19 protein-coding genes are annotated in these 24,025 nt (G+C 56.2%); 8 read left to right on the plus strand and 11 right to left on the minus strand.

Going from position 1 to position 24,025, the window contains the following annotated elements:
- Positions 1-7: 7 nt before the first annotated feature.
- Positions 8-994: an arsenic resistance protein gene (locus tag F6Y09_RS07300; protein WP_152206264.1), complete on the plus strand. Its 987-nt coding sequence runs from the start codon at positions 8-10 to the stop codon at positions 992-994.
- Here the strand turns inward: F6Y09_RS07300 and F6Y09_RS07305 are convergent.
- Positions 960-3,482, minus strand: coding sequence for a chemotaxis protein CheB (locus tag F6Y09_RS07305; RefSeq protein ID WP_152206265.1), 2,523 nt, complete (start codon positions 3,480-3,482; stop codon positions 960-962). The two genes, F6Y09_RS07300 and F6Y09_RS07305, sit on opposite strands and share 35 nt — an antisense overlap.
- Positions 3,482-4,135 carry a PAS domain-containing protein gene (locus tag F6Y09_RS07310; RefSeq protein ID WP_152206266.1) on the minus strand — a complete coding sequence of 218 codons (654 nt, stop codon included), beginning with the start codon at positions 4,133-4,135 and terminating at the stop codon, positions 3,482-3,484. The genes F6Y09_RS07305 and F6Y09_RS07310 overlap by 1 nt, the downstream gene beginning before the upstream one ends.
- 252 nt (positions 4,136-4,387) lie before the next feature.
- Here F6Y09_RS07310 and F6Y09_RS07315 point away from each other — a divergent pair, with 252 nt between their 5' ends.
- Positions 4,388-5,767, plus strand: a complete 1,380-nt coding sequence (locus F6Y09_RS07315) for a sensor domain-containing protein (protein ID WP_152206267.1) — start codon at positions 4,388-4,390, stop codon at positions 5,765-5,767.
- Here F6Y09_RS07315 and F6Y09_RS07320 read toward each other — a convergent pair.
- On the minus strand, positions 5,764-6,483 hold the full coding sequence (locus F6Y09_RS07320; RefSeq protein WP_152206268.1) for a Crp/Fnr family transcriptional regulator: 720 nt from the start codon (positions 6,481-6,483) through the stop codon (positions 5,764-5,766). The two genes, F6Y09_RS07315 and F6Y09_RS07320, sit on opposite strands and share 4 nt — an antisense overlap.
- 322 nt (positions 6,484-6,805) lie before the next feature.
- Here F6Y09_RS07320 and F6Y09_RS07325 point away from each other — a divergent pair, with 322 nt between their 5' ends.
- Positions 6,806-7,114: a BON domain-containing protein gene (locus F6Y09_RS07325; protein WP_152206537.1), complete on the plus strand. Its 309-nt coding sequence runs from the start codon at positions 6,806-6,808 to the stop codon at positions 7,112-7,114.
- A 20-nt stretch (positions 7,115-7,134) separates the two neighbouring features.
- On the plus strand, positions 7,135-8,073 hold the full coding sequence (locus tag F6Y09_RS07330) for a 5'-nucleotidase (protein ID WP_152206269.1): 939 nt from the start codon (positions 7,135-7,137) through the stop codon (positions 8,071-8,073).
- Here F6Y09_RS07330 and F6Y09_RS07335 read toward each other — a convergent pair.
- Both F6Y09_RS07335 and F6Y09_RS07340 read right to left on the minus strand, forming a co-directional pair.
- Entirely contained in the window at positions 8,070-8,915 is an 846-nt protein-coding gene (locus F6Y09_RS07335) for a M90 family metallopeptidase (RefSeq protein WP_152206270.1), read from the minus strand. The two genes, F6Y09_RS07330 and F6Y09_RS07335, sit on opposite strands and share 4 nt — an antisense overlap.
- Positions 8,916-9,029: 114 nt before the next feature.
- Positions 9,030-10,655, minus strand: a complete 1,626-nt coding sequence (locus F6Y09_RS07340; protein ID WP_152206271.1) for a phytoene desaturase family protein — start codon at positions 10,653-10,655, stop codon at positions 9,030-9,032.
- A gap of 342 nt (positions 10,656-10,997) precedes the next feature.
- Here F6Y09_RS07340 and F6Y09_RS07345 point away from each other — a divergent pair, with 342 nt between their 5' ends.
- Both F6Y09_RS07345 and F6Y09_RS07350 read left to right on the plus strand, forming a co-directional pair.
- The gene (locus F6Y09_RS07345) at positions 10,998-12,305 is read left to right on the plus strand and encodes an ATP-grasp domain-containing protein (protein ID WP_246180424.1); all 1,308 of its coding nucleotides are present in this window, start codon (positions 10,998-11,000) and stop codon (positions 12,303-12,305) included.
- On the plus strand, positions 12,302-14,335 hold the full coding sequence (locus F6Y09_RS07350; protein ID WP_152206273.1) for a CocE/NonD family hydrolase: 2,034 nt from the start codon (positions 12,302-12,304) through the stop codon (positions 14,333-14,335). The genes F6Y09_RS07345 and F6Y09_RS07350 overlap by 4 nt, the downstream gene beginning before the upstream one ends.
- A 50-nt stretch (positions 14,336-14,385) precedes the next feature.
- On the opposite strand, the gene F6Y09_RS07355 is transcribed toward F6Y09_RS07350, so the two are convergent.
- Positions 14,386-15,072, minus strand: a complete 687-nt coding sequence (locus tag F6Y09_RS07355) for a DUF2959 domain-containing protein (RefSeq protein ID WP_152206274.1) — start codon at positions 15,070-15,072, stop codon at positions 14,386-14,388.
- A gap of 218 nt (positions 15,073-15,290) precedes the next feature.
- Between F6Y09_RS07355 and F6Y09_RS07360 the strand changes: the two genes are divergently transcribed.
- Positions 15,291-15,599, plus strand: a complete 309-nt coding sequence (locus tag F6Y09_RS07360; RefSeq protein WP_152206275.1) for a hypothetical protein — start codon at positions 15,291-15,293, stop codon at positions 15,597-15,599.
- Between the two features lie 58 nt (positions 15,600-15,657).
- On the opposite strand, the gene F6Y09_RS07365 is transcribed toward F6Y09_RS07360, so the two are convergent.
- The 3 genes from F6Y09_RS07365 to F6Y09_RS07375 form a co-directional block, all read right to left on the minus strand.
- Positions 15,658-17,643: a hypothetical protein gene (locus F6Y09_RS07365; RefSeq protein ID WP_152206276.1), complete on the minus strand. Its 1,986-nt coding sequence runs from the start codon at positions 17,641-17,643 to the stop codon at positions 15,658-15,660.
- Positions 17,644-17,684: 41 nt separating this feature from the next.
- Complete coding sequence (locus tag F6Y09_RS07370) at positions 17,685-18,722, minus strand: fatty acid desaturase family protein (protein WP_152206277.1); 1,038 nt, start codon at positions 18,720-18,722, stop codon at positions 17,685-17,687.
- A gap of 86 nt (positions 18,723-18,808) precedes the next feature.
- Entirely contained in the window at positions 18,809-20,920 is a 2,112-nt protein-coding gene (locus tag F6Y09_RS07375; protein WP_152206278.1) for a putative bifunctional diguanylate cyclase/phosphodiesterase, read from the minus strand.
- Positions 20,921-21,131: 211 nt separating this feature from the next.
- On the opposite strand from F6Y09_RS07375, the gene F6Y09_RS07380 reads away from it, so the two are divergent.
- Positions 21,132-21,725, plus strand: coding sequence for an exopolysaccharide biosynthesis protein (locus tag F6Y09_RS07380; RefSeq protein WP_152206279.1), 594 nt, complete (start codon positions 21,132-21,134; stop codon positions 21,723-21,725).
- Positions 21,726-22,077: 352 nt separating this feature from the next.
- Here the strand turns inward: F6Y09_RS07380 and F6Y09_RS07385 are convergent, their stop codons facing one another.
- Positions 22,078-22,410 (minus strand): SMR family transporter, encoded by a 333-nt coding sequence (locus F6Y09_RS07385; RefSeq protein ID WP_152206280.1) that lies wholly within the window; start codon positions 22,408-22,410, stop codon positions 22,078-22,080.
- A 360-nt stretch (positions 22,411-22,770) separates the two neighbouring features.
- Positions 22,771-23,682 carry an alpha/beta hydrolase gene (locus F6Y09_RS07395; RefSeq protein WP_152206281.1) on the minus strand — a complete coding sequence of 304 codons (912 nt, stop codon included), beginning with the start codon at positions 23,680-23,682 and terminating at the stop codon, positions 22,771-22,773.
- Positions 23,683-24,025: the final 343 nt, after the last annotated feature.

Consider the following 24,025-nt stretch of genomic DNA (forward strand, 5'->3'; position numbering starts at 1 on the left):
GTTCCGGATGTTGAATCGGCAACTGATCGAGCAGTATCAGGTCGTCCTCTATCTCGTTGCGATTGGCTGTGGATTGTTTTTCGGGACGGCCTTTCCCGGCTCGGTTGACGCTCTCGAATTCGCCCTGTGGCCACTGCTCGGGCTGTTGCTCTATGCCACGTTCACCCAGGTACCTCTGGCTCGTCTGGGTGAAGCGTTCAGCGATAGCCGGTTTGTGACAGCTGCGGTGGTGGGTAATTTCCTGATGCTGCCATTGGTCATCTGGGCGCTCCTGCATCTGGCTCCCGACATACCTGCGGTGCGGCTGGGCATACTTCTGGTGTTGCTGGTGCCGTGCACGGACTGGTTCATCACCTTCACGCATCTGGGCGGCGGTGACACCCGGCGCGCTATTGCGTTCTCTCCGGTAAGTCTGATCCTGCAGATCTTGTTACTGCCGGTCTATCTGTGGGCATTCTTTGGTGAAGATTTCGCTGCCAACGTTGTGCAACGGGAAATGCTGCTGGCATTTTTCGGGTTGATTGTGTTGCCGCTGGCGGCGGCCTTGCTGACCGAAAAAGGCGTTGAAACAGGTAAGCTGAGCAGCAATCTTTTAAGCGGGCTGGCGTGGCTTCCGGTGCCGCTGCTGGCGTTGGTTGTGTTCTCCATTGCTGCAACCCAGGTCGGGATTGTATTGGAGTCTACGGGGTTGCTGGACCAACTGCTGCTGATCTTCGTGGCCTTTCTGGTGATCGCCGGGCTGCTGGCCCGGGGACTTGCGTTGTTTTTCCGGCTTCCGGCAGATCAGGGCAGGGTACTGGCCTTCAGCCTCGGAACCCGTAATTCATTTGTCGTGCTGCCACTGGCCCTGGCGCTTCCGGCCTCATTTGAACTGGCTGTGGTGGTTATTGTGTTCCAGTCACTGGTCGAGCTTTTCGGTATGGTGGTGTATCTTTGGTGGGTGCCGAAAAAGCTGTTCCCTAACGCTTGCTCCCTGACTCCCCCCGCAAGCTAGACTCCAGGTTCTTGGTGTCCGTTATGTCGACCATGGTCATCACTGCACCATCAATGACGTTGTCGAGGCGGCGGTACGGCATGATCCTTATGGAGAACCAGCGGCCCTCACTGGTGGTCACCTGTTTTTCACAAACCACCAGGGTCTCGAGGGTTTTCCGGGCGTCTTTATCCAGGTCCGGGTATTCCAGAATCGTGGTGAGCTCTTTGAGCGGTCGGCCAACATCGCTCTCCCGAAGGCTTATAATGCTGGCGGCCCTGGAGGTATAGCGCCGTACATTGAGGTTCTGGTCGAGGAACAGGATTGCAATCTCGATGCTGTTGAGCACATTCTGCATGTCGCTTTGAGCGAGCGCCAGATCGTCCAGCTTGGCTTGCAGTTCCGAGTTGATGGTTTGCAGTTCCTCGTTCATGGACTGCATCTCTTCCTTGGAGGTTGTCAGCTCTTCGTTCGCAGACTGCAGTTCCTCGTTAGTGGACTGCAATGCTTCATTGGCGGCTTCGAGCTCCTCCCGGGACAGCCGGGCTTCCTCGCTGAGGCGCTCAATCTCATGTTGGTACTGAAGTATTTCGGCCTCCAGGTTGGCTGTGGTCAGAGAGGATCGCTTTTTGCGGTTGGGCCTTGCGGCCACGGCGACATCACGGAACACCACGATGATCTTGTCCTTCATGGCAGGCGGTTCACGCAATGCCTGCACAGTGACATCGACATGTTGTATGCCCGTGCCGGTCTGCACTTCCAGGTTGTGAAGCTCTACTGGCTCTTGCTGGGAGACTGCCTGTTTCAATGCGTTAAACAGGGGCAGACGCAACCCCTCCCGCGCCATCGCATGAATGTTCCAGTTGGCTTTGCCGGCCGCCGGCTCCAGATATTTGCCGGTTCGACCACTGATATAGACGATGTCGGCGTTCTGGTTCAGAACTACGGCCGCCGGTGAATAGACTTGCAGTAGCAACCGGTCGGCCGAATTTTGCAGGTTGTCAGTAGCGGGAGAGGGTGCAGTGGGGGCCGGCACGGGCTGCTCCTTGGACGAGGTGGATAGTGGAGGGAATGATTTTAACAGGAAATTGGGCGCCCTGATGGACTCGTGCTCCAGCCTCCGGTAGATACGCATTTTCGATTCCAGCGGGGCGAACAGGTGGTTCAGTCTGCCTACGGTTTCGGAGTGCCCCAGCATCAGGACGCCATGGTTCCGGAGGCTGTAATGGAACAGGGGCAACAACCGGCGCTGTAACATGGGGTCAAAATAGATCAGCAGATTCCTGCAACAGATCAGGTCAAGCTTGGTAAAGGGCGGATCCAGAATAACGTCGTGTAGGGCAAACAGAACTTTGTCACGAACAGGCTTGATAATCTGGTAGTAGGTATCGTGCCTGGTAAAAAAGCGGGAAAGCCTCTCTTCAGAGACATCTTTCTCGATGGCCAGGGAATACTGGCCCCGGCCTGCTGTGGCGATAGCTTCGGGGTTCAGATCCGAGGCGAAAATCTGTAACGGAATGTCCTGGTCCGGGTGTAGCAGTTCCAAAACTTCAATTAACACCATTGCCAGTGAGTATGCTTCTTCGCCGGTCGAACACCCGACCACCCATGCCCGTAACTTCTGGTCTGGTGTCGCGGCCGCGACCATCTGCGGGAGCACGTGTTCAGACAGATAGTCCCAGATCTCCGAATCACGGAAAAAGTTGGTGACGCCTATCAATAGCTCTTTGAACAGTAACTGGATTTCCTGACTGTTCTCTTCCAGATAGCGTGCGTATTCGGCCAGATCGGAAACGTCGTGAATGGCCATACGCCGCTCAATGCGTCGGCTCAGGGTGCTGGGCTTATAGAGCGAAAAGTCGTGCCTGAAGTTTTTCTGCAGTAGCTGGATGATGGGCTCAATGAACTCCATTGACCTTATCGGTTTTTCTGCATGCTCGCTGGGTTCGGGAACCTTGGTGATGAAAGCCAGTATGCGCGCAGGCAGCTCGGAGGCAGGGGCAATAATGTCGGCGCATCCTGAGGCGATAGCGCTGAGGGGCAGCGCATCAAATTCGGCAGTGTCCGGCTGCTGAACCAGCGCCAGGCCGCCAGTTGCTTTTATGGCCTGAATTCCCAACGTGCCGTCATTGCCCATGCCGGACAGCACGACGGCTATCGCTTGCGTGTTACAAGCGCTGGCCAGTGACGAAAATAGCACGTCTATCGGCAAGCGCCGGCCTCTGGGCTCTTCCGGAGCAGTGAGCCGGAGAGTTCCGTCCTGCAGCCGCAGTTCTTTATTGGGCGGAATGACGTAGACGGCATTCGGAGTGATCTGCATGTTTTGCTGAGCTTCCTGAACCGGCATTTCAGTGAATCGTTGCAACAGCTCGGGCAGCAGGGTTTTTTGAGTGGGGTCAAGATGTTGCACAACGATAAACGCCATGCCCGTATCCGGAGGTGTATGGCCGAAAAATTCCTCAAGTGCATGAAGACCGCCGGCGGAGGCACCGATTCCTACAATGCGCATCAGGGCAGGGCTGTGGCGGGAGCTGATTCTGGAATCTGGGAAACCACCATCAAAATATTGTCTCCAAACGCGCTACGCCGGGCATTGATTGTCAATCGGCGACTGATCGGCAGATTGTCATCCCGGTCTTCGTGCAACGTATGTGCTGGCAATTCTGCAAGACATTCGGCTCGGGCTCCCGGTTTCTCGAGCGTGCGGAACATCTGAGCAAGCGCGGCGTGGCTTGAAAGTGACAGAAACTCGGTAATCGGATGGCCGGCAAGCTGCGGGGGCAAAAAACCAAGCAGAGTGCCTGCGGTCTCATTGCTTTCAAGAATCTGACCATCGTTGACAACGATCAGGTAGGCCACTGGTGCCAGTTCATAAAGTGTTCGGTAATGGACAAGCTCTTCGGTCATCTCGTATTCATTGGTTCTCAGCTGCTCATAGAGCAGATCCATTTCGACCTGATGGGTTTGCAGCTCATGGAGCAATTTCAGTGCGTCGGGGGCAAACTCAGGATTACCCGCCCGACGATATAAAAGCTCCAGGGTTTCCCGACCCAGATTGCCTAATCTGGTTGCCGGGGCGGCACCCTTCTCGATGAGTGCCTCGGCAGTCACTCTCAGGCGCTCATTATGTTCTCTTTCGGGGTCTGCTTTGATGGTTTTCATTGCGCCTCCAAACAAGTATTTGGATGTAGCTTGAGCATCATACTACGCCTCCAAACGAGTTTTAAATAGCCGTTATTTCCAAAGGTTCCATTTCGGGAAATCCTCGGCCAGAGCCTGTGTGCGCTAGCGTACGGACCGATTTTTCCCGGTCCTGTAGTTTCTATTTTAAGAACATAAAAAAGTCCTTTTATTAAGAACATAAGAGAACAAAGCCATAAATCACTTTTCTCCAAGATAACGAGGGCACCTACTATGTTGACGGATAAAAACTTTTTCCCGGGGGCCGGCGACGCCCAGGAAGTGCCGTTTGAAGGACTCATTGCCTCGTTAGCCGATGCCCTGCCAATGGGAATTCTCATTACCGATGCCGACAGCCGGTGTGTCTACAGCAATGCTGCCTATCAGCGACTGAGTGGCAGGACTGCCGAGGAAGTAAATGGCTCGTTCTGGAGTTCGGTGATTCATCCTCAGGATCACCTGGGGGTGATTCGGCGTTGGCAAGACTGCCTTCAGAAACAGACGCCTTTTCAGTGTGAGGCGCGGATGAAACAGGCCGATGGGCAGCATATCTGGACCCGCAGGCATATTTCCGAGATGCCTGAGGGGATGCCCGGGCGTTTTTACGTCCATACCGTCGAAGATATCAGTGTCAAGAAAGCCAAAGAAGCGTTAATGGCCCGATTCGGGAAACGCGTCATTGACGAGGAAATGCGGGCGCAGGTGATGCTTGATTTTATCGGCGACGCTCTTATTTGCACCGACACCCACAATCATATTACCTACCTCAACCGGGTGGCGGAAAAGCTCACCGGGTTCAGCCGCGACGAAGCCCTTGGCCTGCCTTTGCCGGAGGTGTTCTGGGTACTTGACGCAGAGTCCCGGGAACCCAGACCAGACCCCGCTCGGCGCGCTATGGATTCAAACAGCGTTGTACCTTTGCACAACAATGCTTTGATGGTGGCCCGCAATGGCTTTGAACTGGCTATCGAAGATTCTGCCACGCCCATACACAACCGGAAGCGGGAAGTGGTTGGTGCGGTGACCATGTTTCACGATAGTCGTTACTCGGCCGAGACCACCGCCAGGATGGCTCACCTTGCCCAGCATGACTTGCTGACGGGGTTGCTCAATCGTTTCGGGTTTGCGGAAAGGTTCAACCAGTCACTTGCGCTCGCAACACGGCACACCAAACCGATGGGCGTTTTGTTTATCGAGCTGGATAATTTCAAGGACATCAATGATACCTTGGGGCATGACAGTGGCGACAAAATACTGCGTGAGCTGGCCAACAAGCTGGTTTCCAGTGTTCGGGCAACCGATACCGTATGCCGCCACGGTGGTGACGAATTTGTGGTGTTGCTGAATGAAATTGCCCGGGCAGATAATGCGTCTGCGGTAGCAGACAAGGTGCGGGAGGCAGTGGCATCGGCGCTTATGGTGTTGGACGGCACAGAGGTGACGCTCAAAGTCAGCATTGGTGTAAGCGTTTATCCGGACAACGGCAACAGCCTGGAAATGCTACTGCGACATGCGGATGCTGCGATGTTGCAGGTTAAAACGTCTCGTAAGCGGCACGAAAGCGAAGAAGCCTCTTACTCTTACACCGATGAAAGCCAGCGACCGCAGGCTTAGGGTTTCAGAGCCCGTGATCCCAGCCGGTCGGTTTCACGTTTGACTACGTCGTAGCATTCGCAGCTCAAAGTCTCCAGCATTGGACGGTTAATGACCGAGATGTGGCCCCGATGATACTGGATAACGCCCGCTTTTTGCAGTTTGCTGGCGGCTTCGGTCACGCCTTCGCGCCTTACCCCGAGCATATTGGCGATCAGCTCCTGGGTCATCGTGAGCTGATTGCCATGTAAACGGTCAAGGGACAGCAGCAGCCAGCGGCACAGTTGCTGATCGATAGAGTGATGCCGGTTGCATACTGCCGTTTGGGACATCTGAGTGATCAACGCCTGGGTATAACGCAGTGTAATCATCCGGACGCCAGGGTAAGCATCAAACTCACTCTTCAGTTCAGCTACCGGCAGACGATAAGCGTAGCCCCGGCTCTGAACAACCGCACGGTTAGGCGTGCTGTCGCTGCCCATCACTACTGCTACCCCTACCATTCCCTCGTTCCCCACCACCGATATTTCTGCGGCAGACCCATCGATCATCACGTACAACAGGGAAACAATGCAGTTGGTCGGAAAATAGACAAAATCGATGGGCTGGCCAGACTCGTAGATAACATCCCCAAGCGTGAGCTCAACCAGTTTCAGGTTCGGGAAGTCTCTTGGTGCTGCATTTTTCAATATCGCTGCAAGTAGCTGGTTCTGTTCCGGTTTGGGCGCGTCAGTCATTTCAATCTCGATCGAGCCAGATTTAAATGTGAAAAAAAACAGCTTGAACTCCCTGCCGGCCCGCCATCAAGCGTTTACAGGTTTTACCATGAATCATTTTAACATGGAACCGTGTACCAGAGACATTGCAGAATCCTGCCTCATGGCCTCGAATTGTCTGACTTTCTGCGAAGGCATGTTGGATAGCGAACAGACCCGCCTGTATAACCGATATATCGTTAAATTGGCCAAAGGGTTCTGAATGTCAGGACACTGACCCCTAAGACAGCCCGGATGTCTGGCCTTGGCCATAGCCATAAAAGGAGGAGACAGAGTGAAAACAATGACGAAATTTTACCCGACCATGCTGTTTGCGATCTTGCTTCTGGTGCTTTTTGTTGGTTGTGCCTCGACAGCAACCCAATCCGGTACGGGCGAATACATTGACGATACGGTCATTACAACCAGGGTAAAAACCGCTATCTTTAACGACTCAACGCTGAAAAGTTCCGAGATCAATGTGGAAACGTTCAAGGGGGTCGTTCAGCTGTCGGGTTTTGTCAGCTCCAAAGAGAACATCGAGACCGCAGTCCGATTGGCGGAAGCGGTCAAAGGTGTGAAATCCGTCAACAACGATATGCAGCTTAAATAGAGTAGGTTTACGCTTGGTCCATGGCTTACCCGATAGAACACAAGCTCGTTATTGCGGTAGCCTCCAGCGCACTGTTTGACCTGAGCGACTCTGACCGGGTCTTCCGGGATGAGGGGCCCATTGCCTATCGCGAATTTCAGGAAGCTCACCTGGATGACCCGCTGGCAAAGGGGGTCGCGTTTCCATTTGTGCGACGCTTCCTGAGCATCAACGAGCGCTTCCCGGAGAAACGCCCGGTGGAAGTGGTGCTGCTGTCCCGGAACTCTGCCATTACCGGCAAGCGGGTGTTCCGGTCTATCCATCATCACCAGTTGGATATCTCAAGGGCGGCGTTCCTGGAAGGGAAGTCACCGTACCCCTATATTCCTGCTTTCAATGCATCGCTGTTTCTTTCCGCCAACGAATCAGACGTTCTCCAGGCGATAGATTTTGGCTACCCGGCGGGTACCGTGTTACCAACCCGGGTGGTGGATGATCTGGACGACGGCGAACTGCGGATCGCCTTCGATTTTGATGGCGTGATCGCCGACGATGCCTCCGAGAAAATCTTCAATGCAGGCCAGCTCAGCGCCTTTCATAGCCACGAAACCGAAAAATCCCACATTCCTCATTCCCCGGGGCCACTGGCAGACCTCTTCCAGAAACTGGCTTTTCTGCAGCAACTCGAGGATGAAGCGGTTAAAGCCGATGAGCATTACAAGCGTGTTCTGCGCATGGCGATCGTGACCGCGAGAAGCGCACCATCCCACGAGCGGGTGATTACCACCCTTGAGCACTGGGGTGTGAGCGCGAACGAAACCTTCTTCCTCGGCGGCATGGGCAAGCACCGGATTCTGGAGGTTTTAAAGCCTCATATGTTTTTCGACGATCAGAAAAGCCACCTGAAATCCGAAGGCGGGCAGGTGCCGATGGTTCATATCCCCTTTGGTGTTGCTAATATTGAGAATGCTGAAGGTTAGCGGGTGGGCCTGTGGGGATCGTTGCAGAACACCCTCGGATCAATCCGGTAAAAGCGTTGAAGCGCCTCAAAAACCGCTGGTTGCTCTTTTGACAGATGCTTCGGCTGCTGGAAAAAAGATTCTGTGAGCACGGCAAAGAACTCCGCTGGTTCCGTGGCTCCGTAGGGGTCGAGCCAGCTTTCTTTCCGGTGGCTCAGCGAGTGTCTAAGCTGCTCATAGGCATGGGTCATCGTTTCTTGCCATTGCTCGGCCTGATCGCCACTGAGCGGTGGCGCGCCATCCGCAGTCCCATCCAGGTAGTCGAGCTGGTGGGCGAATTCATGCAAAATCACGTTATGAGGGCTGTCCGGATTGGTCGCGCTTTCCTCGCACTGGCTCCAGGCCAGTACTACCTGGCCGAGGGATGACGCTTCCCCGGCACGGATCTGATCGCTGTGGCTCACTACCATGCCGTCATGATGCTGTTCCTGTACCCGGTAAACGTGGGGGTACACCAGAATGCTGCGAATTTCATCGTAGTCGGAATAGGAACGAGCCACGATCAGCAGGCAGGCATGACCAGCGATGGTCAGCCGAACCCGGTCGTCCACCTCAAACCCGTCGCAGCCATAAAAGTTCTTTTCGGTCAGGAACAACTGCACGTGCTGCTCGAACCGCTGCTTAAGGTCCGACGGAAGCCAGCGGTAGATTGGCACCTGAGCCTCAAGAACGCCAGGCCAATGCTCCGGGAAAGGTTGCTCAAGGTGCTGCTTGCGACGCCAGCTTCGGTAGAAAAACAGATAAAAGAAAGCCAGGGCGAGCATGGCGAGCGCGAATACCGAATAGATAAGCATCGATGACATCTGGTGGCGTTCCCGGGTCGTCACAACCTTCGCTGCGAGATATGAGAGTTTATATATCCTAAAGATCGTACTGACTGCGCCGCGGAGATTTACGGCATGCCAGGCAGTGCTCCCTTAGCCCAAAAACATTTTTTTGGCCAGCGGCAACCCCTTCAGGCCACTCACCGCAACGGTCGCAAGTAACCCGCCAATCATCGCCCCGGCCACGCCACAGGTCATCACATCCTGGCCGGTCAGGTAGAGGCCGGGGATGCGGGTTTTGGGCTTCAGCCAGTCCTGCTCAAAGCGGCTCGGGGTGTGGTTAAGGCCATAGATCTCGCCCTTGCTGTAACGGCAGAAGTAGTCGGTGGACAGGGGTGTGGACAGCTCGTAGTAATCCACCTTGCCTTCCAGGTGCGGGAGCTTTTCGTACAGCTTGGCCAGCAGGCGTTGGGCATAGGCTTCCTTCTTCGCTTCGTAGTCGTCGCCGCGCTTGCCCCAGGTTTTATCGGCCCAGTCTTCGTACCAGTCGTAAGGTCCCGGGGCGACGATCTCGATGGTGGCGCGGCCGGGGTAGCGCTCGGCAAAGCTTGGATCCTTGGCGGAGGGGAAGGAGATATACGTCAGCGGAATGTCGGTCTCATCCGGTGCAGCCAAGAAATCACTCACCTGCTTTTCGTAATTGGCGCCCGGGTAGATCCAGTAGTTGGTTTTCGGCAGCTTCAGGTTCTCGGCGGTATCCTGCAGGCCGATGTACAGGCAGTTGCTGGCCATGGAGCGTTCCACGGTTGTCAGCTTTTGCTGGTAATAGTCACGGTGTGGCGCGGAATCCGGAAGCAGTTTGTCAAAGGTGTTGAACACGCCGGCATTGCTGATCACCAGCGGGGCACGAACTTCTTCACCGTCGGCCATGCGCACGCCAACGGCCCTGCCTTTCTCGATCAGGATTTCGGTCACGTCGGCGTAGGTGAACACCTCGCCACCGCTTTGCTGTATGACCGGGATGATGGTTTTCGCCATTTCCGACGCGCCACCGATGGGGTAGTAGCCACCGTAGAGATAGTGGCGGGCAATAAGAGCGTGGATGATAAAGCTGGACTCAGCCGGCGGCAGACCGTTGTCGCCCCACTGGCCGGTGAGTACGGCAATCAGTTCCTGGTTGCTGGTCAGGCCCTCCAGTACCTCGCGAGTTGGCCGGTTCAGGAACGAAGGCGCGGTGCGGCTGACCAGCTTGCGGAGGGGGCCGGCGGCCAGATCGGGCAGTACTTTGCCAATCACCAGCCCCGGCATGGCCTTGGCCACCCGCTTCAGGTAATCCAGATAGGTGTCGATGGCCTGCTCTTCACCGGGGAAGGCCATCTTGAGCTCGGCTTTGAAATTGTCCGGCCTGGCCACCAGATCCACATGACGGTCGCCGATGAAAATGCGGTCAAAGTGGCTGGCCATGGGCGCCCACTTCAACTGGCCGTCGGTAATGTGATCGAACAGGCGCTTGGTCAGCGTGTGGTCCGCGCCGACATCGCCGATGTAATGAACACCCACATCCCACTCGTAGCCGTTACGGTCGTAACTGTGGGTGAAGCCGCCGGCGGTGTAATGCTGCTCGAACACCACCACTTTCCTGCCCAGTTTGCTCATGCAGGCGGCCGTGGTCAGCCCGCCAATACCGGAGCCGATCACAATGGCGTTGTAAGGGCCGTCCAGGCGGTTGGCGCGGTAACGACGGCCGACACGAATGGTACTGGGTTTGGGGCTACTCATGTGGTGGTGACCTTGTGATTTTGTTGGTGATCCGGGGTGGCCAGATACTAACATCCTTGAACATGTAAGCCTCACAAAGGTACGGCCATGGTCCGAGACGCCTACTCACGACACACCTCATCCAGCAGGCCATTGAACGTCTGACCTTCGTTGATCAGAGCCTTTCTGGATGCCTGCAGGAAGCTTTGATTGCATCCTCCTCCTATGGCTTAACCTGCGCCCAGGATGGTGCCGTTATCAGTTGACCACCTCAGTATTACGAACCAGACTTATATAAGGAAAATGTAAGAGTGTGGAACCTGTTTTTCGGGTATTGGTTTCACAGGAAATCTGGTGAATATCATGAGCGATCAGGACAGGCGAAAGAATGTTTTTGTACTGGGTTACGACGAACGCCATGGTGATGATATCCGAGAGATTCCCGACTCGGAGCGGTTCTCCTTTCGTCCATTGCTACGCTCGGAAGACCTGATTCATCAGAAGTACTATGCCATTGAGGAAAAAATCGATAAAGCCCGTCAGATTTTGCATGATTTTGACGGCCCCATTGATGCAATAATTTGGCATTGGGATTTCCCGGTTACCTCGATGGCGGCGGTTCTGTGCGAGGAATTCAACCTGCCCGGGCCATCGCTGGACGCCATCCTCAAGTGCTCCCATAAGTACTGGAGCCGGGTCATTCAGCAAAAGATTGCACCGGAAAACACTCCGCAGTTCTGTGCCTTCGATCCTTTCGACAAGAATGCCCTCGACAGTATCACCCTCGATTACCCGTTCTGGATCAAACCCATCAAGGGATACGGCTCTACACTGGGCTTTCGCATCAACAATGCAGGTGACTTCCGGCGGGCCATGGGGATCGTTCAGGAACGTATCCATCGGCTGGGGGACCCGTTCAACACGTTCCTGGAGCGGATAGTGCTGCCTGATGAGATCAAGGGGATTACCGGGAATCATCTTATAGCGGAGGAATTTCTGAGCGGTCTGGAAATAGCACCGGAAGGCAGTATCCAGAACGGCATATATCACGCCCATGGTGTGATCGATATGGTGCGGGACCGGAATCACAAGAGCTTTTTGCGGTACGAATATCCCTCCTGTGCCCCACGCAAAATCCAGACACGCGCTATACAGTTGGCCGAAAAAGTCCTGTTGGAGATTGGCCTGGATAATGGCTGCTTCAATATGGAATTCTTCTGGAACGAGCACACCGACAGGCTGTGGATCATTGAGATCAATCCCCGGATTTCGCAGTCACACTCCTACCAGTTCGAAATGGTCGACGGCATGTCCAATCACGAGATCGCCGTACACGTCGCCCTCGGGGATCAGCCGAAATTCGAGCATCGCAAAGGGCCCTATGAGCATGCGGCCAAATTTCTTCTTCGCCACTATACCGGGGAGGATGCGGTGGTAACCCGGGTGCCCACTGAATCAGAGCTCCGTCGGATCAGTTCGCTGCATCCGGATACTCGTGTGGTAGTCAATCTGGCGCAAGGTGGTCGTCTGTCAGAACTCCCGGATCAGGATGCCTACAGTTACACGCTGGCGGAAGTCTTCGTGGCAGCGCACTCCACCGGAAAAATGCTGGAAACGTATCATCAAATTGTTGCCATGCTTCAGTTCGAGTTCAGTCCGGTGCCGTCATGAAGTCAGTTCCCCCGGACTCGCTTCCCCAGAAGATTCAGGTCGTGGAGAATGCCTGGATTCCGCTGGCTGACGGCCAACGCCTGGCAGCACGGATCTGGCGGCCGGAGGACGCCGGGCAGGGGCCCGTGCCGGCCATTCTGGAATACATTCCCTATCGTAAACGCGATATGACCCGCGCACGGGATGCCGTCAACCATCCTTTCCTGGCGGCCCATGGCTATGCCTGCGTCCGGGTGGATCTGCGCGGTAGCGGTGACTCGGACGGGATACTGGAGGACCAGTACCGCGAGCAGGAACTTGATGATGGCGTGCAGGTCATTGACTGGCTTGCCGATCAACCCTGGTGCGATGGCAATGTCGGCATGATGGGGATTTCCTGGGGTGGCTTCAATGCCCTGCAGATCGCGGCTCGCCGACCGGGGCCGTTGAAGGCGGTCATTGCCGTCTGTTTCACCGACGATCTCTATGCCGACAATATGCACTATATGGGGGGCTGCCTGCTTGCAGACAACCTGTCGGAATCAACCACCATGTTTTCCGCCAACAGCTCCCCACCCGATCCGGACATCGTCGGCGAACGCTGGCGCGAGATGTGGCTGGCAAGGCTCAACGGCAGTGGCCTCTGGCTGGATCACTGGTTGCGTCACCAGCGCCGCGACGACTACTGGCGTCACGCCTCTATCTGCGAAGACTACACCGCCATCCAATGTCCCGTGATGGCGGTTGGGGGCTGGGCGGATGGATACACCAATGCCATTTTCAGAATACTTGAGCATCTGGAGGTTCCCCGCCAAGGGTTGATCGGTCCCTGGGGACACCGATATCCGCACCAGGGGATTCCCGGTCCGCCGATCGGCTTTTTGCAAGAGGCTCTGCGTTGGTGGGATTACTGGTTGAAGGGACGCCAGACCGGAATCATGGATGAGCCTGTGTTGCGTGCCTGGATGCAGGACAGTGCGCCGCCAACGACTTACTTTCATGAGCGTCCTGGTCGATGGGTGGGCGAAGCCCGGTGGCCATCACCACGGATCGAACCCCGGCGTTACCGGCTCGGGCATGGCCAGCTCGAGGAAGATGCGGATCAGTCACCCGCCCCATTGCCGTACGAGGTGACCATCCAGTCGCCCCTGAGCGTCGGTTTGTTTGCCGGCAAGTGGTGTTCCTACACTGCGGCGCCCGATCTGCCACATGATCAACGTGAGGAAGATGGTGGTGCACTGGTCTTTGAAAGCGCTCCTCTGACCACCAATCTCGAGATACTCGGGGCACCCGTACTGGAGCTGGAGCTCGCCAGCAGTCAACCCGTTGCCATGGTCGCCGTCCGCCTTTCCGACACTGCGCCGGATGGCAAGGCCTCCCGTGTTACCTATGGACTACTCAACCTCAATCACCGCCAGGGGGATCGCAAACCGGAGGCACTGACACCTGGCGAGTTTTTCCGTGTCCGGGTGCCCATGAACAATGTGGCTCAGGTGTTTCCCGAGGCGCATCGCCTGCGGGTGAGTGTATCCACGTCCTACTGGCCCCTGGCCTGGCCATCGCCGGAACCCGTACGAATAACCGTCCGCGCGTCCAGTTCGGCCCTGGTGCTGCCAGTGCGTCCGCCCAGCAGCGCCGACGCCGAAATCCGCTTTCAACCACCGGCTGGCGCACCGCCGCTGGCAATCACTCAATTGGAACCACCGCACTACAATTGGCTGGTTCACCGTGATCTGGCAGAGGACCTCTCAACGCTGGAGGTCATCAACGACCGGGGAACATTCCATATTGATGAAATCGACATGAAGGTCAGACACAGCTCCCGTGAATGGTATACCTATCGCGATGATGACTTCACTTCACCCAGAGGTGAAACAAAAACACTACGTACCTTCCAGCGTGGCAGCTGGTCGGTGCGCACACAGACACACACAATCCTGACCTCTGACAAGAGCAATTTCTTCATCCGGGCGGAACTGGATGCCTGGGAAGGAGAAAAACGGGTGTTCTGCCGAAATTGGGACCTGAAGATTCCAAGGGATTTTCTTTGACGCGGCTGCTTTCTCCCGATTGAGTGGGCGTCGCAAACCCGCGCCAGGCGTTACCCGCCTTCGCGGAAGCGCCGGATAAAGGCTTCGGACTCTGCGACTGACTGTTCCATATTGCGAATCAGCTCATCGACATCCTGGCGGATACCCACCAGCACATTCTCCAGGGAGCCTATCGCCTGGGCGTTCAGGTTATGCTTGAGATACAGCACCTGATCCTGAAATGCCTGCAGGACCGGGTCCATGCGATCTTCGGCTTCGTGCATACGGCTGATCAGCTGGCTGTACTGGGTGCGGGTCTCATCAAGCTGCCGTTCGCTGCTACGCCGCAGAGAGGTGCTCTCATATTTAACAAGTTCATCCTCCCACTCATCGAACAGATCTTCGGCAACATCTTCCACCTTGTCGATGCGGTCGCGGACCGTTTCCGCACTCGCCTTACTGTCTTCGTAGGCATCGGTGATCTCGGCGTACTGATTCTTGAGCTCGGTATCCGGCGTATCCACCACGCTCTGGAAGCGCTCCAGAGACGAGCGGAAGGTTTCCTGGGCATCATTCTGGCTATCCCGCGCGTCTTCCACCCGGTTTACCAGGATGTCACGCTTTTCATACCCGAATTTTTCCATGGTGTTGTAGTACAGCGAGGAACAGCCGCCCAGAAGCGTGACACTGAGCAGCGCCAACGCCAGCCGCCGGGCACAGGATGGCGTTATTGAAGTGACAGTGACGGGGTTGGACATGACGTAAGCTCCGTTGGGGATGTGAGTGCGGAAAGTGAAGCATGGCGGAGGGTGACTGACAAGCGCTGATTTAGGCGCCGGCCCAGAAGCCTGGCGCGCCGGGGTTCCATCTGGCCCCCGTTTTGACCTTATTTCCCTGGCTTCGAAGCGGGTTGTGTTAGAACATGCTCGCCAGGTATCTGTAACAAACGCTATCTAATCGCGGGAGAATCAAATCAGTGAAATCAAGAAGTCTGATGCTTTTTCTGGCAGCAGCGGCATTGGCCGGCTGCCAGACCTCATCCCACGTATCGTCAGCGGCTGCTGGTGGCAATGGCGTTAGCTGCAGCAACATCCATCAGGCCTTTACCGCCTACAAACAGGACCGCCAATCTGCAGTGGCCTGGGCCCAACTGGCGCAACTGATCAGCCCCGCCGCTGGCAGCTACGCTGATATGGGCGTAAACACGGCTGCCAGGTATTACGATCAGATCAAAGCGACCACCGATATTGCACTGGCGGTCCGCGGGTGCCAGCCCGTGCAGTGAGATAACCGGACCCTTTTCTCCGAGACACCGGGATCCCCGGCTGTCTTTGCCTGTGCCCTCAGTTTGGTGACGTCTCAGGCGATGCCGCCCAGCTGGTAGAGCCAAGCTCCACGATACGGGCGACTTCCTCATCCGGTACTGCCGAAAGATCACCCAGCTCCAGAGTGTCGTAATGGAAGGCGTACAGGCGGGAGGCAAATTCGGCGATGGGCAGGGAGGCTTCGCCGCGAAACTCGCCGTGGCCCCGGGTGGAGCAGGTAATTCCCTGGCCCCAGTCCTGGCCACTGTCATTGTTGGGGTTGAAGAAGTAGACCCGTATCTCGTCGCGGGGGCTGAGCCCGACCCTCAGGATGTTAATGGCGTGGCGGCCTACAAAGCGTGCGGCGCTGTCGGTGACGGCGATACCCGCGGGCTGGGCGTGGATTACCGGCATTTGGCCATTATAGAAGGGATGGTAGCTGGCGTAGAAGTGCCGGATGAAGCCCTCGTAGTCCTGCACCTCACCGGTGTGGACATCGGCCACCACACGGAATCCGTGGCTGACCCACCAGCCATAGAATTCCGGATTGATCCAGCGGTGGGCATCGTCGTCCCGGTTTTCACAACGGCGCCACATTTCTCCGTAGAGGCGATCCAGATGGGGGATGAGGATCAGCGATACCGGGTCCACATCCACCGGAGTGTCCTTGACCAGCCCGGGTTTCAGATCTCTGGATGAGACTTCCTGGCCTTCAAAGCGGCACAGCACTTCGTTGTCCCGGGCCGCCCAGGCCAGTACCTGAAGCAGATAATCTGCCTCGTTGGTCGCCCATACCGAGAGTCCGATTGCAGACTGGCAGGTGGGGTTGTTGCCCTGGCCCACACCCAGCGGGTGCCCTAAAAGGTTGATAACACCGGCCAGCAGGAACACCCGGGGCGGCCGGGCATCGCCAAAGGCCTCGTGAAGGGTGTGTGCGGTCTCCGCTGACAGGGGGAGTTTGATCTGCCGCCAAAGGGCCTGGGCCACAGACGGGGTAAACAGTGAACCCCGCTCCAGCATCATGGTAAGGCCATAAACAGCCTGGCAGGTTTCCGGGTATATGGCTTCGTCAATCAGGGCATGGACCAGTTCGGTGTAGCAGTAGAGATCGTCCAGGCCGGTCATTGTCAGCCCCAGCGCGGTGGATATCAGATCGTCCCCATCACTGTTGCGCAGGAACCTCAGCATAACCGCGTGGTAAGGGGAGGCCAGACCGGTGTCGTGCATGCTGCGGGCAAAAGAAGTGGCTTCGGAAGCGAGGGTTTCCTCATCCATGTCCGCCAGCCGCTGCTCATAGACCTGCAGGCCCGGGTCTTCGACGCTGCCCGGTGTGGGCGCAAACAGGGCGTTGACCAGGCGGGTGGCGGCGACGTTCCCACGGGTGTCTATCTTCGGATCGTAGAGGCACTTGGCGATCTGGCCGATCATCTCGCAGATGCTGTCGACCTGCACCGGCCCCTGGTCCAGCAACCGCCAGACTTCCGCCACCAGGCTGTCCAGCAGGCTCTCATAGCCAAGGTGGGAAATCAGATACCGGTAGAGTTCCTGGACAATCATCCCGAGCTGTTTCGGGCGTTCCCGGTCGGCTTCCGTGAGTTGGCCAGACAGCAGGTCCAGGTTCAACGCCATCACCTGGGTCAGGAAATGGCGTGCCTGTTCTGCAGAAATGCCGGGGTGGAAATAGTCACCCCGGGTGACGGCAAGCATCCGTAGCTCGCTGATGGCCTCCACGATGGTTGTTACAGCACCGGCTTCGCGCAGGGAATGCCTGGCCAGTGCCGGCTGCAGGATGGCCGGCTGAGCCCAGTCGCTGGTACCAAAGATGCCGGCGGATTCCAGCGAGCGGACCCGCCGGTACAGGGCGTCGAAGCCCTCTGGCAGCGTCATCAGCATTCGGGCGCGCTCCAGCAATCCAAGGCTGGAGGCCTTGGGATCGGCGCGACGGGCACGGGCGAATTCTCCCAGCGCTTCATCAAATTGCCTCAGTGCAGACTCGAGCGCAGGGTTGGTGCTCTGGTGCCCCATAGCTTCGGCTCCCTCGATCTCTTTTGGGTAGATATTTTTCTTCAGCCGCCGGCCTCCCGATAGGACACCATACGCTGTTTGTCTTCATCCCAAAGAGCGTAGCGGAAGCAGTCTGCAATGTCGCCGGGTGCAAGGGTGGTCGTTAACGGTGATTGCAGTTCAGGAATGGCCGCCATCACTTCGGGAAGTCGGTAGAAGGGAATTCGAACATTGAGGTGGTGAATATGGTGGTAGCCAATATTGCCGGTAAACCACTGCATCACCTGATTCATCCGCATATAACTCGAAGACTCCATGGCCCCCCGGTAGTAGGTCCAGGCTTCAGGCGAGGCAATCTGCATGCGCCGGAAACTGTGCTGGGCAAAAAACAGATAGCACCCCATCGTGGAGGCAAGGGTCATGGGCAGCAGGATGACAAAGAACACCAGACTGAACCCGCCCAGCACCCACAGCACCGCGATCAATCCGAAATGGCTGACCAGTGCGATCAAGGAGTCGATGTGTTTGCGGGGATTCTTCAGCAAGGGTATGAGCGTAACGTTCAAACCGAAAACAACGGGGTAACTCAACAGCACCACCAGCGGGTTCCGCTGGACGCGGTAGGAAAGGCGCTGCCACCCCGTTGCGGACTGCCACATTCGGGCGGTTATAAGCGGAAAGGCGCCCACACTGGCATCTGAAATCTGGCCCACATGGCCGTGATGATAATTGTGGCTGGCAAGCCAGGAGCGTGTTGGCGTCAGAGTCAGAGCGCCCCAAACACGGAAGAGCCAGTAGGCAACCCGGGAATCTTTGAGAATCGCACCGTGCAGGTAATCGTGAAAGGTGATGAAGGCGCGTACCATCAGCAGCGCGCCCAATACCGAAAACACCACTCTGAGGGGCCACCACGGGATCACCCCGGCAGCCATCAGTGCGGCAATCATCAAGCCGAAGGTAGAGCCGACGTACCACCAGCTTGTGGCAGCAGACTCTTCAACGTAAGGTTTCGTGGCCTCGAGCAGCTCCCGACCTACCCGGATGCCTTCACTGTGTTCCGGCAGGTTGTCGTCCGAAACCTGGACATTATCCTGACGCATGACCCGGCCCTCCCTGCCTATAAAATTATATCTTTTGGCAGGCAATTTCCAACGGCATATCCGTTACCTGTGTCCCGGAGTTCTTTCTACTGGCCTTCCCGTCTTAACAATGCCTCGAAATCGTCCTGGGGTAGGGGGCGGGAGAACAAGAAGCCCTGGGCATAGTCACAGCCGACACGGGAGAGGAATTGCAATTGCTCGTCCTTTTCAACGCCCACTCCAACCACCCGGACGTTTATTGCGTGAGCCATAGCGATTATGGCCTCCAGTATGCGGTCGGCATCGCCACCCTGGCCGGCATCCTTGATCAGCTCTCTGTCTACCTTGACACTGTCCAACCTAAACTCCTGAAGAGCCGATAGGGAGAACGGTTCGATACCAAAATCGTCGATTGCCAGGTGTAGCCGCAAACCTTCCAAACCAAAGCTATTAACCGGATTGAAACCGGAGGCACGGATGTTGTTCAGGGACGCCGGGGTCAGTTCCATGGTGATCCGGCTCTCACCGAAACCAACTTGAGTCAGCCGCGCCCGCCATTGGTCCACAAGGGTTCGGGTGAAAAAGGAGGCCGGTGATTCGTTGATGTTGATCGGAAAGGCCTCGTCACTCAGGTCGCGCCACCGGAGCGAGCAGGTCACCGCCTGCTCCAGTACAAAGGCGTTGATGCTGTCCGTCATGCCGCTTTGTTCAGTGATTCTGAGAAAGGTGGCCGGAGTCAACAGTCCCTTGTACGGATGATTCCAGCGGAGCAGAGCTTCTGCGCTGAATATGGCTCCAGTGCGGATGTCGATTATAGGCTGAAAGTAAACCTCCAATTGGTTCTCCCTGAGGGCATCATCCAGTTCCCTGTTCAACCGCATATGCTCTGATTCGCTCTGCGCCATCCAGGACTCGTAGACCTGAACCTGTTGGCCTCCATGCTCTTTGGCGGCGTACATGGCCTGATCGGCATTGTGCATCAGCTGGTCGACATTCTTGCCGTCATCGGGGAAAAGAGTCAGGCCGATGCTGCCGGAAATGTGTACTCGGTAAGAATCAACGTCAAACGCCCGTTCGAGACTGGTCAGAACAGCCTTGGCGGCTTCCTTTGCACCATCCCTGCCGGTTTCCTTCAAGATCACGGTGAATTCGTCTCCGCCGAGACGGGCCACGGTATCCATGGCCCGGACTTCTGAGCTTATCCGTTCGGCCACCTGCGTCAGAAGCCGATCACCGGCCTCGTGGCCGAGCTGGTCGTTGGCTTGCTTGAAGCGGTCCAGGTCGATGAATAGTAGAGCAAAGGAGCTGTCCTTTCGTTCCGCCTCCAGCAGGGTCTGCTGAAGCCGATCATGAAACAGCCGCCGATTGGGGATGCCGGTGAGCAAGTCAAAATTGGCGCTTCGCCAGACCTGATAGTCAGTCTGTTTGCGCTCAGTGATGTCCCGCGACGTCTTAACAACAGCTTCGACTTCGTTGCGGCCGTTGAAAACGGGGACAAGTTGGCAGTCAAAGTACAACTCACGGCCTGAGGGTGACCGGCAATGAAACTCCCTGCGCTGGGACTGGCGGGTGGTAACGGTTGTGGTAATTTCGTCATGGAACTCCGTGGCAAAGTCCAGACCCAGCTCAATTGGGGTTTTACCGATGGCGTCCCCGCGCGGCACACTGATCAGATCGGCCATTGCCTTATTGAGAAACAGGAGCTTGCCATCGGGATCAAATATGGCGGCGGGGTCGAGGGAGGCTTTCAGCATGGTTTCGAACAGGCGTGTTTCGTGTTCTTTGCGGGCGGAGTAACTCGACACCGAGTCGGCAATCAACTGGTCGATAGACTCGTTGAATCGCACCAATTCATTGATGTCTTTTGCGGTGAGGCCCTGCTGCTCATCGCCCCAGGCCTTGGTAACCCGTGCCCGCAGGGCGCGGAGCTCCTGTATCATCTGGAGCATGGACAGACCCTGCCTGAGACGGTCGGTACCATGCTTTCCATCGGTGCCCAAAGCGGGGATTTTGCCTTTGCCAAGGGCTTTGAGGGCTGACTGTTCGCTAGTCTGGGAGGTCAAAAGGTCTTCGGTGATGAACTCCAGCATCTCACGGGCATGGTCCCTCAGGCCGCGGCTGTCTTCGCCTTTCAATTCCGGAGCGATTTCTAGCGCGGCTTCTTCCCAGTCTTCAAGCAGTTGCTCCATTTCCGTCTGGATGAATTGGGTCAACTTCATAGTGAGAGGCCTCCTCCGTGATATGCTAGCGGGTACTAATCTGGTTCATAAACCGTCAAGATCTGGAGCCCACGTAGCTCGTTAAACCTAGTTTCGCATACCATGTCAGGGCATGCGCATCAAAAATAAACACTGAAAATATTTGTGGGGAACAATCTGGGCAACCTCGCCAGCCTATTGCAGTCAATCCCAGATGGTCCGGAGACAGTGAATGGGCAATCACCGCGATCCAGCGGATATTGAAGAGCTACTGGAGCTGATAGAGGCCGGATCGGCCGAGCAGGCTCACGTGACCATTGGCGAAATGATGGATTCGGTGGGCCGCAGAAGCTTCGGCCCGGTGGTGCTCCTGGTGGGGTTGATCCTGGTCACTCCCCTGAGCGGTGTACCCGGAATGCCAACGCTGATGGGGCTGCTCACCTTACTGACTTTAGGGCAACTGCTGCTGGGCCGAAAGTACTTCTGGCTACCGGGTTGGCTCGTTGCGCGACGGATACCACGCAAAAAGCTCGTGCAGGGGCTGGAAATGCTACGGCCCGCCGCCCGACGCATTGACCGCCTGATACGCCCTCGATGTAGCCCGCTGGTCAGAGGCCCCGGGCTTTACGTAATGGCGCTGGCCTGTATGGCCATTGCCGTGGTCATGCCCGCAACCGAAATTGTCCCGTTCAGTGCCAGTATTGCCGGCCTGGCACTGATGACGTTCGGCCTCTCGATGATTTCAAAAGACGGGCTTCTGGCACTGTTTGCCTGGGGAATTGCACTTGCGGGGCCGGTGATACTGGCTCGGTACTTCGCAGGTTAACGACAAAGGCAGCAAGAAGCTCGTAGCCGCGAAGAGGATCAAACTCATGGCCCGGAAGAAGGGGAGTAACTATCTGCAACAGGAACAAAAACACAATCGCCGCAAAACCCGCCAAAATTGAAAACGCGGCTACTGTGAGCTTGCCGGGAATTTGGCGCTTCCATTGATAATGAATCAGAAGCAGGGCGGTTGAAATGCTGGCCACTATATTGCCAGACAAACCGTGAACACTCTTGGTCAATAGATTTATAACCAGAATAACGGTGGAGAGTGCCAAAAATAGCAGCAGGTAAAAGATTGCATCAAAAAAGATGGATCACTTGTTCATGTTTACAGCACCTCGCTGATGACTCTAAGGCAGAGTCGTCCTGGAGAACACGTTGATTACCACCACACCGGCGATGATCAACCCCATGCCAATCACGCTCGCAGCGTCCAGTGTCTGTCCATAAATCAGCCAACCGATAAACGCCACCAGCACGATACCCAGCCCCGCCCAGATGGCATAGGCCAGACCGACGGGAATCTCTTTCAGAGTGATCGACAGGAAGTAGAACGCAACGGCGTAGCCTGTGATTACCAGCACGCTGGGCCAGAGCCGGGTAAATCCTTCACTGGCTTTCAGGCCGGTGGTTGCAACCACTTCGGCGACAATGGCAATGCCCAGAAAAATCCAACTTTTCACAACGCTGAAGCTCCAATTCCGTATCAGGATGAAATCGTCGACCACACCGCACAAGCCTATCAAAAGCCTCAGTTACGGTTGGAGTCCATGCTCAACTGCATTGAACCCCTCATGAAACACTACCAACCCCTACGGCACCGGCCCGCTGAATGGCAAAACAAAGAAAAACTCCGGCGGAACACCCTCGTGGACCAGACCCTCCGCATTCACGAATCCGAATTGCCGATAATAGTCAGGGTGTCCGGCCAGACAGCAGCCCTTTGACCTAAAATAGGTCTGTCCCGGATATCTGGGGGTTTTGTTTGGTCTGTTCGCTGGCGCCCCGAGTTGCGGAAACAACTGGCTAACCGGTGGCGCCAGTCAATGCGGCCATGGCACCAGGCTGGGAATCCAGCTGCGGTCATCGAGGGTTATGAAGTGGCTGGAGGAACTGGTCTGCACAATGCTGACTCTCGCCGGACACCGGCTCGCGCTGGCCATTGAGGCAGTGTGGTCAAGGATACGATCGGTGCCCGCAAGCAGGATATAGCCCTTTCTGATGTATTGATAGACACTGGTGTCCCGGTGCTCCATCCACTCGATGATATTTTCGATATTTCGCACAATAGTGAGCGGATCTCGTGTGGCGGAGAACACTTTGTTCAGTAATAGCTTCTTGCGCGGGTTCATCCTGCCGAAAAAGGTCTGATTGTAGACGGACGAAGGGGTACTGTTGATCAGCCGGATGAGATAGGGCCACATGCCGTGACCGATGGGCCTCAGAATGGCTGTCACCAAGGGATGGAGACGGCCCTGGGGCAGGACCGGTGCTTCCAGCACTACCTCTACATCGCGATACAGCTCCGGCTGCTGGGAGATGGCTTCCAGTATTACCGCGGCGCCGCGGGAATGGCCATGAATACGGATGTTACGGGTACTGGGCAGATGAACCAGTGCCTGGTTGAGAATGCAGGCATCGTATTCCACGGTGCCTTCCATGGGTTTGATATGAGTGTGCCAGGGAGCATCTTCCAGGGTCACGCCATTGACCGGAATATGGTAATTGCTGCAGGTAAGAAGGATCAGTTCGGTAGTGGGCGCTTCGTACGTATGGGTGAAATAGCAGTGATTGGCCAGAAAACCATGCACACAGACTACGGTATGAACAGCCTCACCACTGTGGTTGCGGACGGATGCCGCACCTTTGCCAACCCGGTACACCCGTCCTGAAAACATCTCGGAATAGGTGTGGACAATGGGTTTCATCAGGTTGCGTATGTGGCTTGCTTTCATTACGGCGACTCTTGCAGGCGTACTGACTTCCGCCCGCCAATGAAAGCAAGTTCAACATGCTCACCTTGAACCCGGACATCGGCGCGCCGCTCGCGGGGCAAGCTATCAACCGAACGATTCCCGTCGCTGACGTATCGAAGAGCTTGACTTGTCCATGCAATGATATTGAGCACTCCCTCGGCGTGGATTAAGGAAACACAGCAGCGGTGGCGTCCTGGTCCGATCTGCATTTTACTATAATGACCGAAAATTCAAGGGTACTTCTGTACGCTAGACCACAGAGTCGACTCGGAGCAGGATTCGATAGGTCGCGGAGTTTCGCACCGAAGCGCGGTGTCAGGCG

Source organism: Marinobacter changyiensis (genome assembly GCF_009193265.1).
Lineage (GTDB): Bacteria > Pseudomonadota > Gammaproteobacteria > Pseudomonadales > Oleiphilaceae > Marinobacter > Marinobacter changyiensis.

Coding starts and splice junctions, on each gene's coding strand:
- F6Y09_RS07325 (WP_152206537.1), top strand. CDS start 6,806: ATGACGAAATTTTACCCGACCATGCTGTTTGCGATCTTGCTTCTGGTG.
- F6Y09_RS07335 (WP_152206270.1), bottom strand. CDS start 8,915: ATGTCATCGATGCTTATCTATTCGGTATTCGCGCTCGCCATGCTCGCC.
- F6Y09_RS07345 (WP_246180424.1), top strand. CDS start 10,998: ATGAGCGATCAGGACAGGCGAAAGAATGTTTTTGTACTGGGTTACGAC.
- F6Y09_RS07315 (WP_152206267.1), top strand. CDS start 4,388: ATGTTGACGGATAAAAACTTTTTCCCGGGGGCCGGCGACGCCCAGGAA.
- F6Y09_RS07320 (WP_152206268.1), bottom strand. CDS start 6,483: ATGACTGACGCGCCCAAACCGGAACAGAACCAGCTACTTGCAGCGATA.
- F6Y09_RS07305 (WP_152206265.1), bottom strand. CDS start 3,482: ATGCGCATTGTAGGAATCGGTGCCTCCGCCGGCGGTCTTCATGCACTT.
- F6Y09_RS07380 (WP_152206279.1), top strand. CDS start 21,132: ATGGGCAATCACCGCGATCCAGCGGATATTGAAGAGCTACTGGAGCTG.
- F6Y09_RS07395 (WP_152206281.1), bottom strand. CDS start 23,682: ATGAAAGCAAGCCACATACGCAACCTGATGAAACCCATTGTCCACACC.
- F6Y09_RS07300 (WP_152206264.1), top strand. CDS start 8: ATGTTGAATCGGCAACTGATCGAGCAGTATCAGGTCGTCCTCTATCTC.
- F6Y09_RS07310 (WP_152206266.1), bottom strand. CDS start 4,135: ATGAAAACCATCAAAGCAGACCCCGAAAGAGAACATAATGAGCGCCTG.
- F6Y09_RS07365 (WP_152206276.1), bottom strand. CDS start 17,643: ATGGGGCACCAGAGCACCAACCCTGCGCTCGAGTCTGCACTGAGGCAA.
- F6Y09_RS07375 (WP_152206278.1), bottom strand. CDS start 20,920: ATGAAGTTGACCCAATTCATCCAGACGGAAATGGAGCAACTGCTTGAA.
- F6Y09_RS07370 (WP_152206277.1), bottom strand. CDS start 18,722: ATGCGTCAGGATAATGTCCAGGTTTCGGACGACAACCTGCCGGAACAC.
- F6Y09_RS07355 (WP_152206274.1), bottom strand. CDS start 15,072: ATGTCCAACCCCGTCACTGTCACTTCAATAACGCCATCCTGTGCCCGG.
- F6Y09_RS07340 (WP_152206271.1), bottom strand. CDS start 10,655: ATGAGTAGCCCCAAACCCAGTACCATTCGTGTCGGCCGTCGTTACCGC.
- F6Y09_RS07330 (WP_152206269.1), top strand. CDS start 7,135: ATGGCTTACCCGATAGAACACAAGCTCGTTATTGCGGTAGCCTCCAGC.
- F6Y09_RS07350 (WP_152206273.1), top strand. CDS start 12,302: ATGAAGTCAGTTCCCCCGGACTCGCTTCCCCAGAAGATTCAGGTCGTG.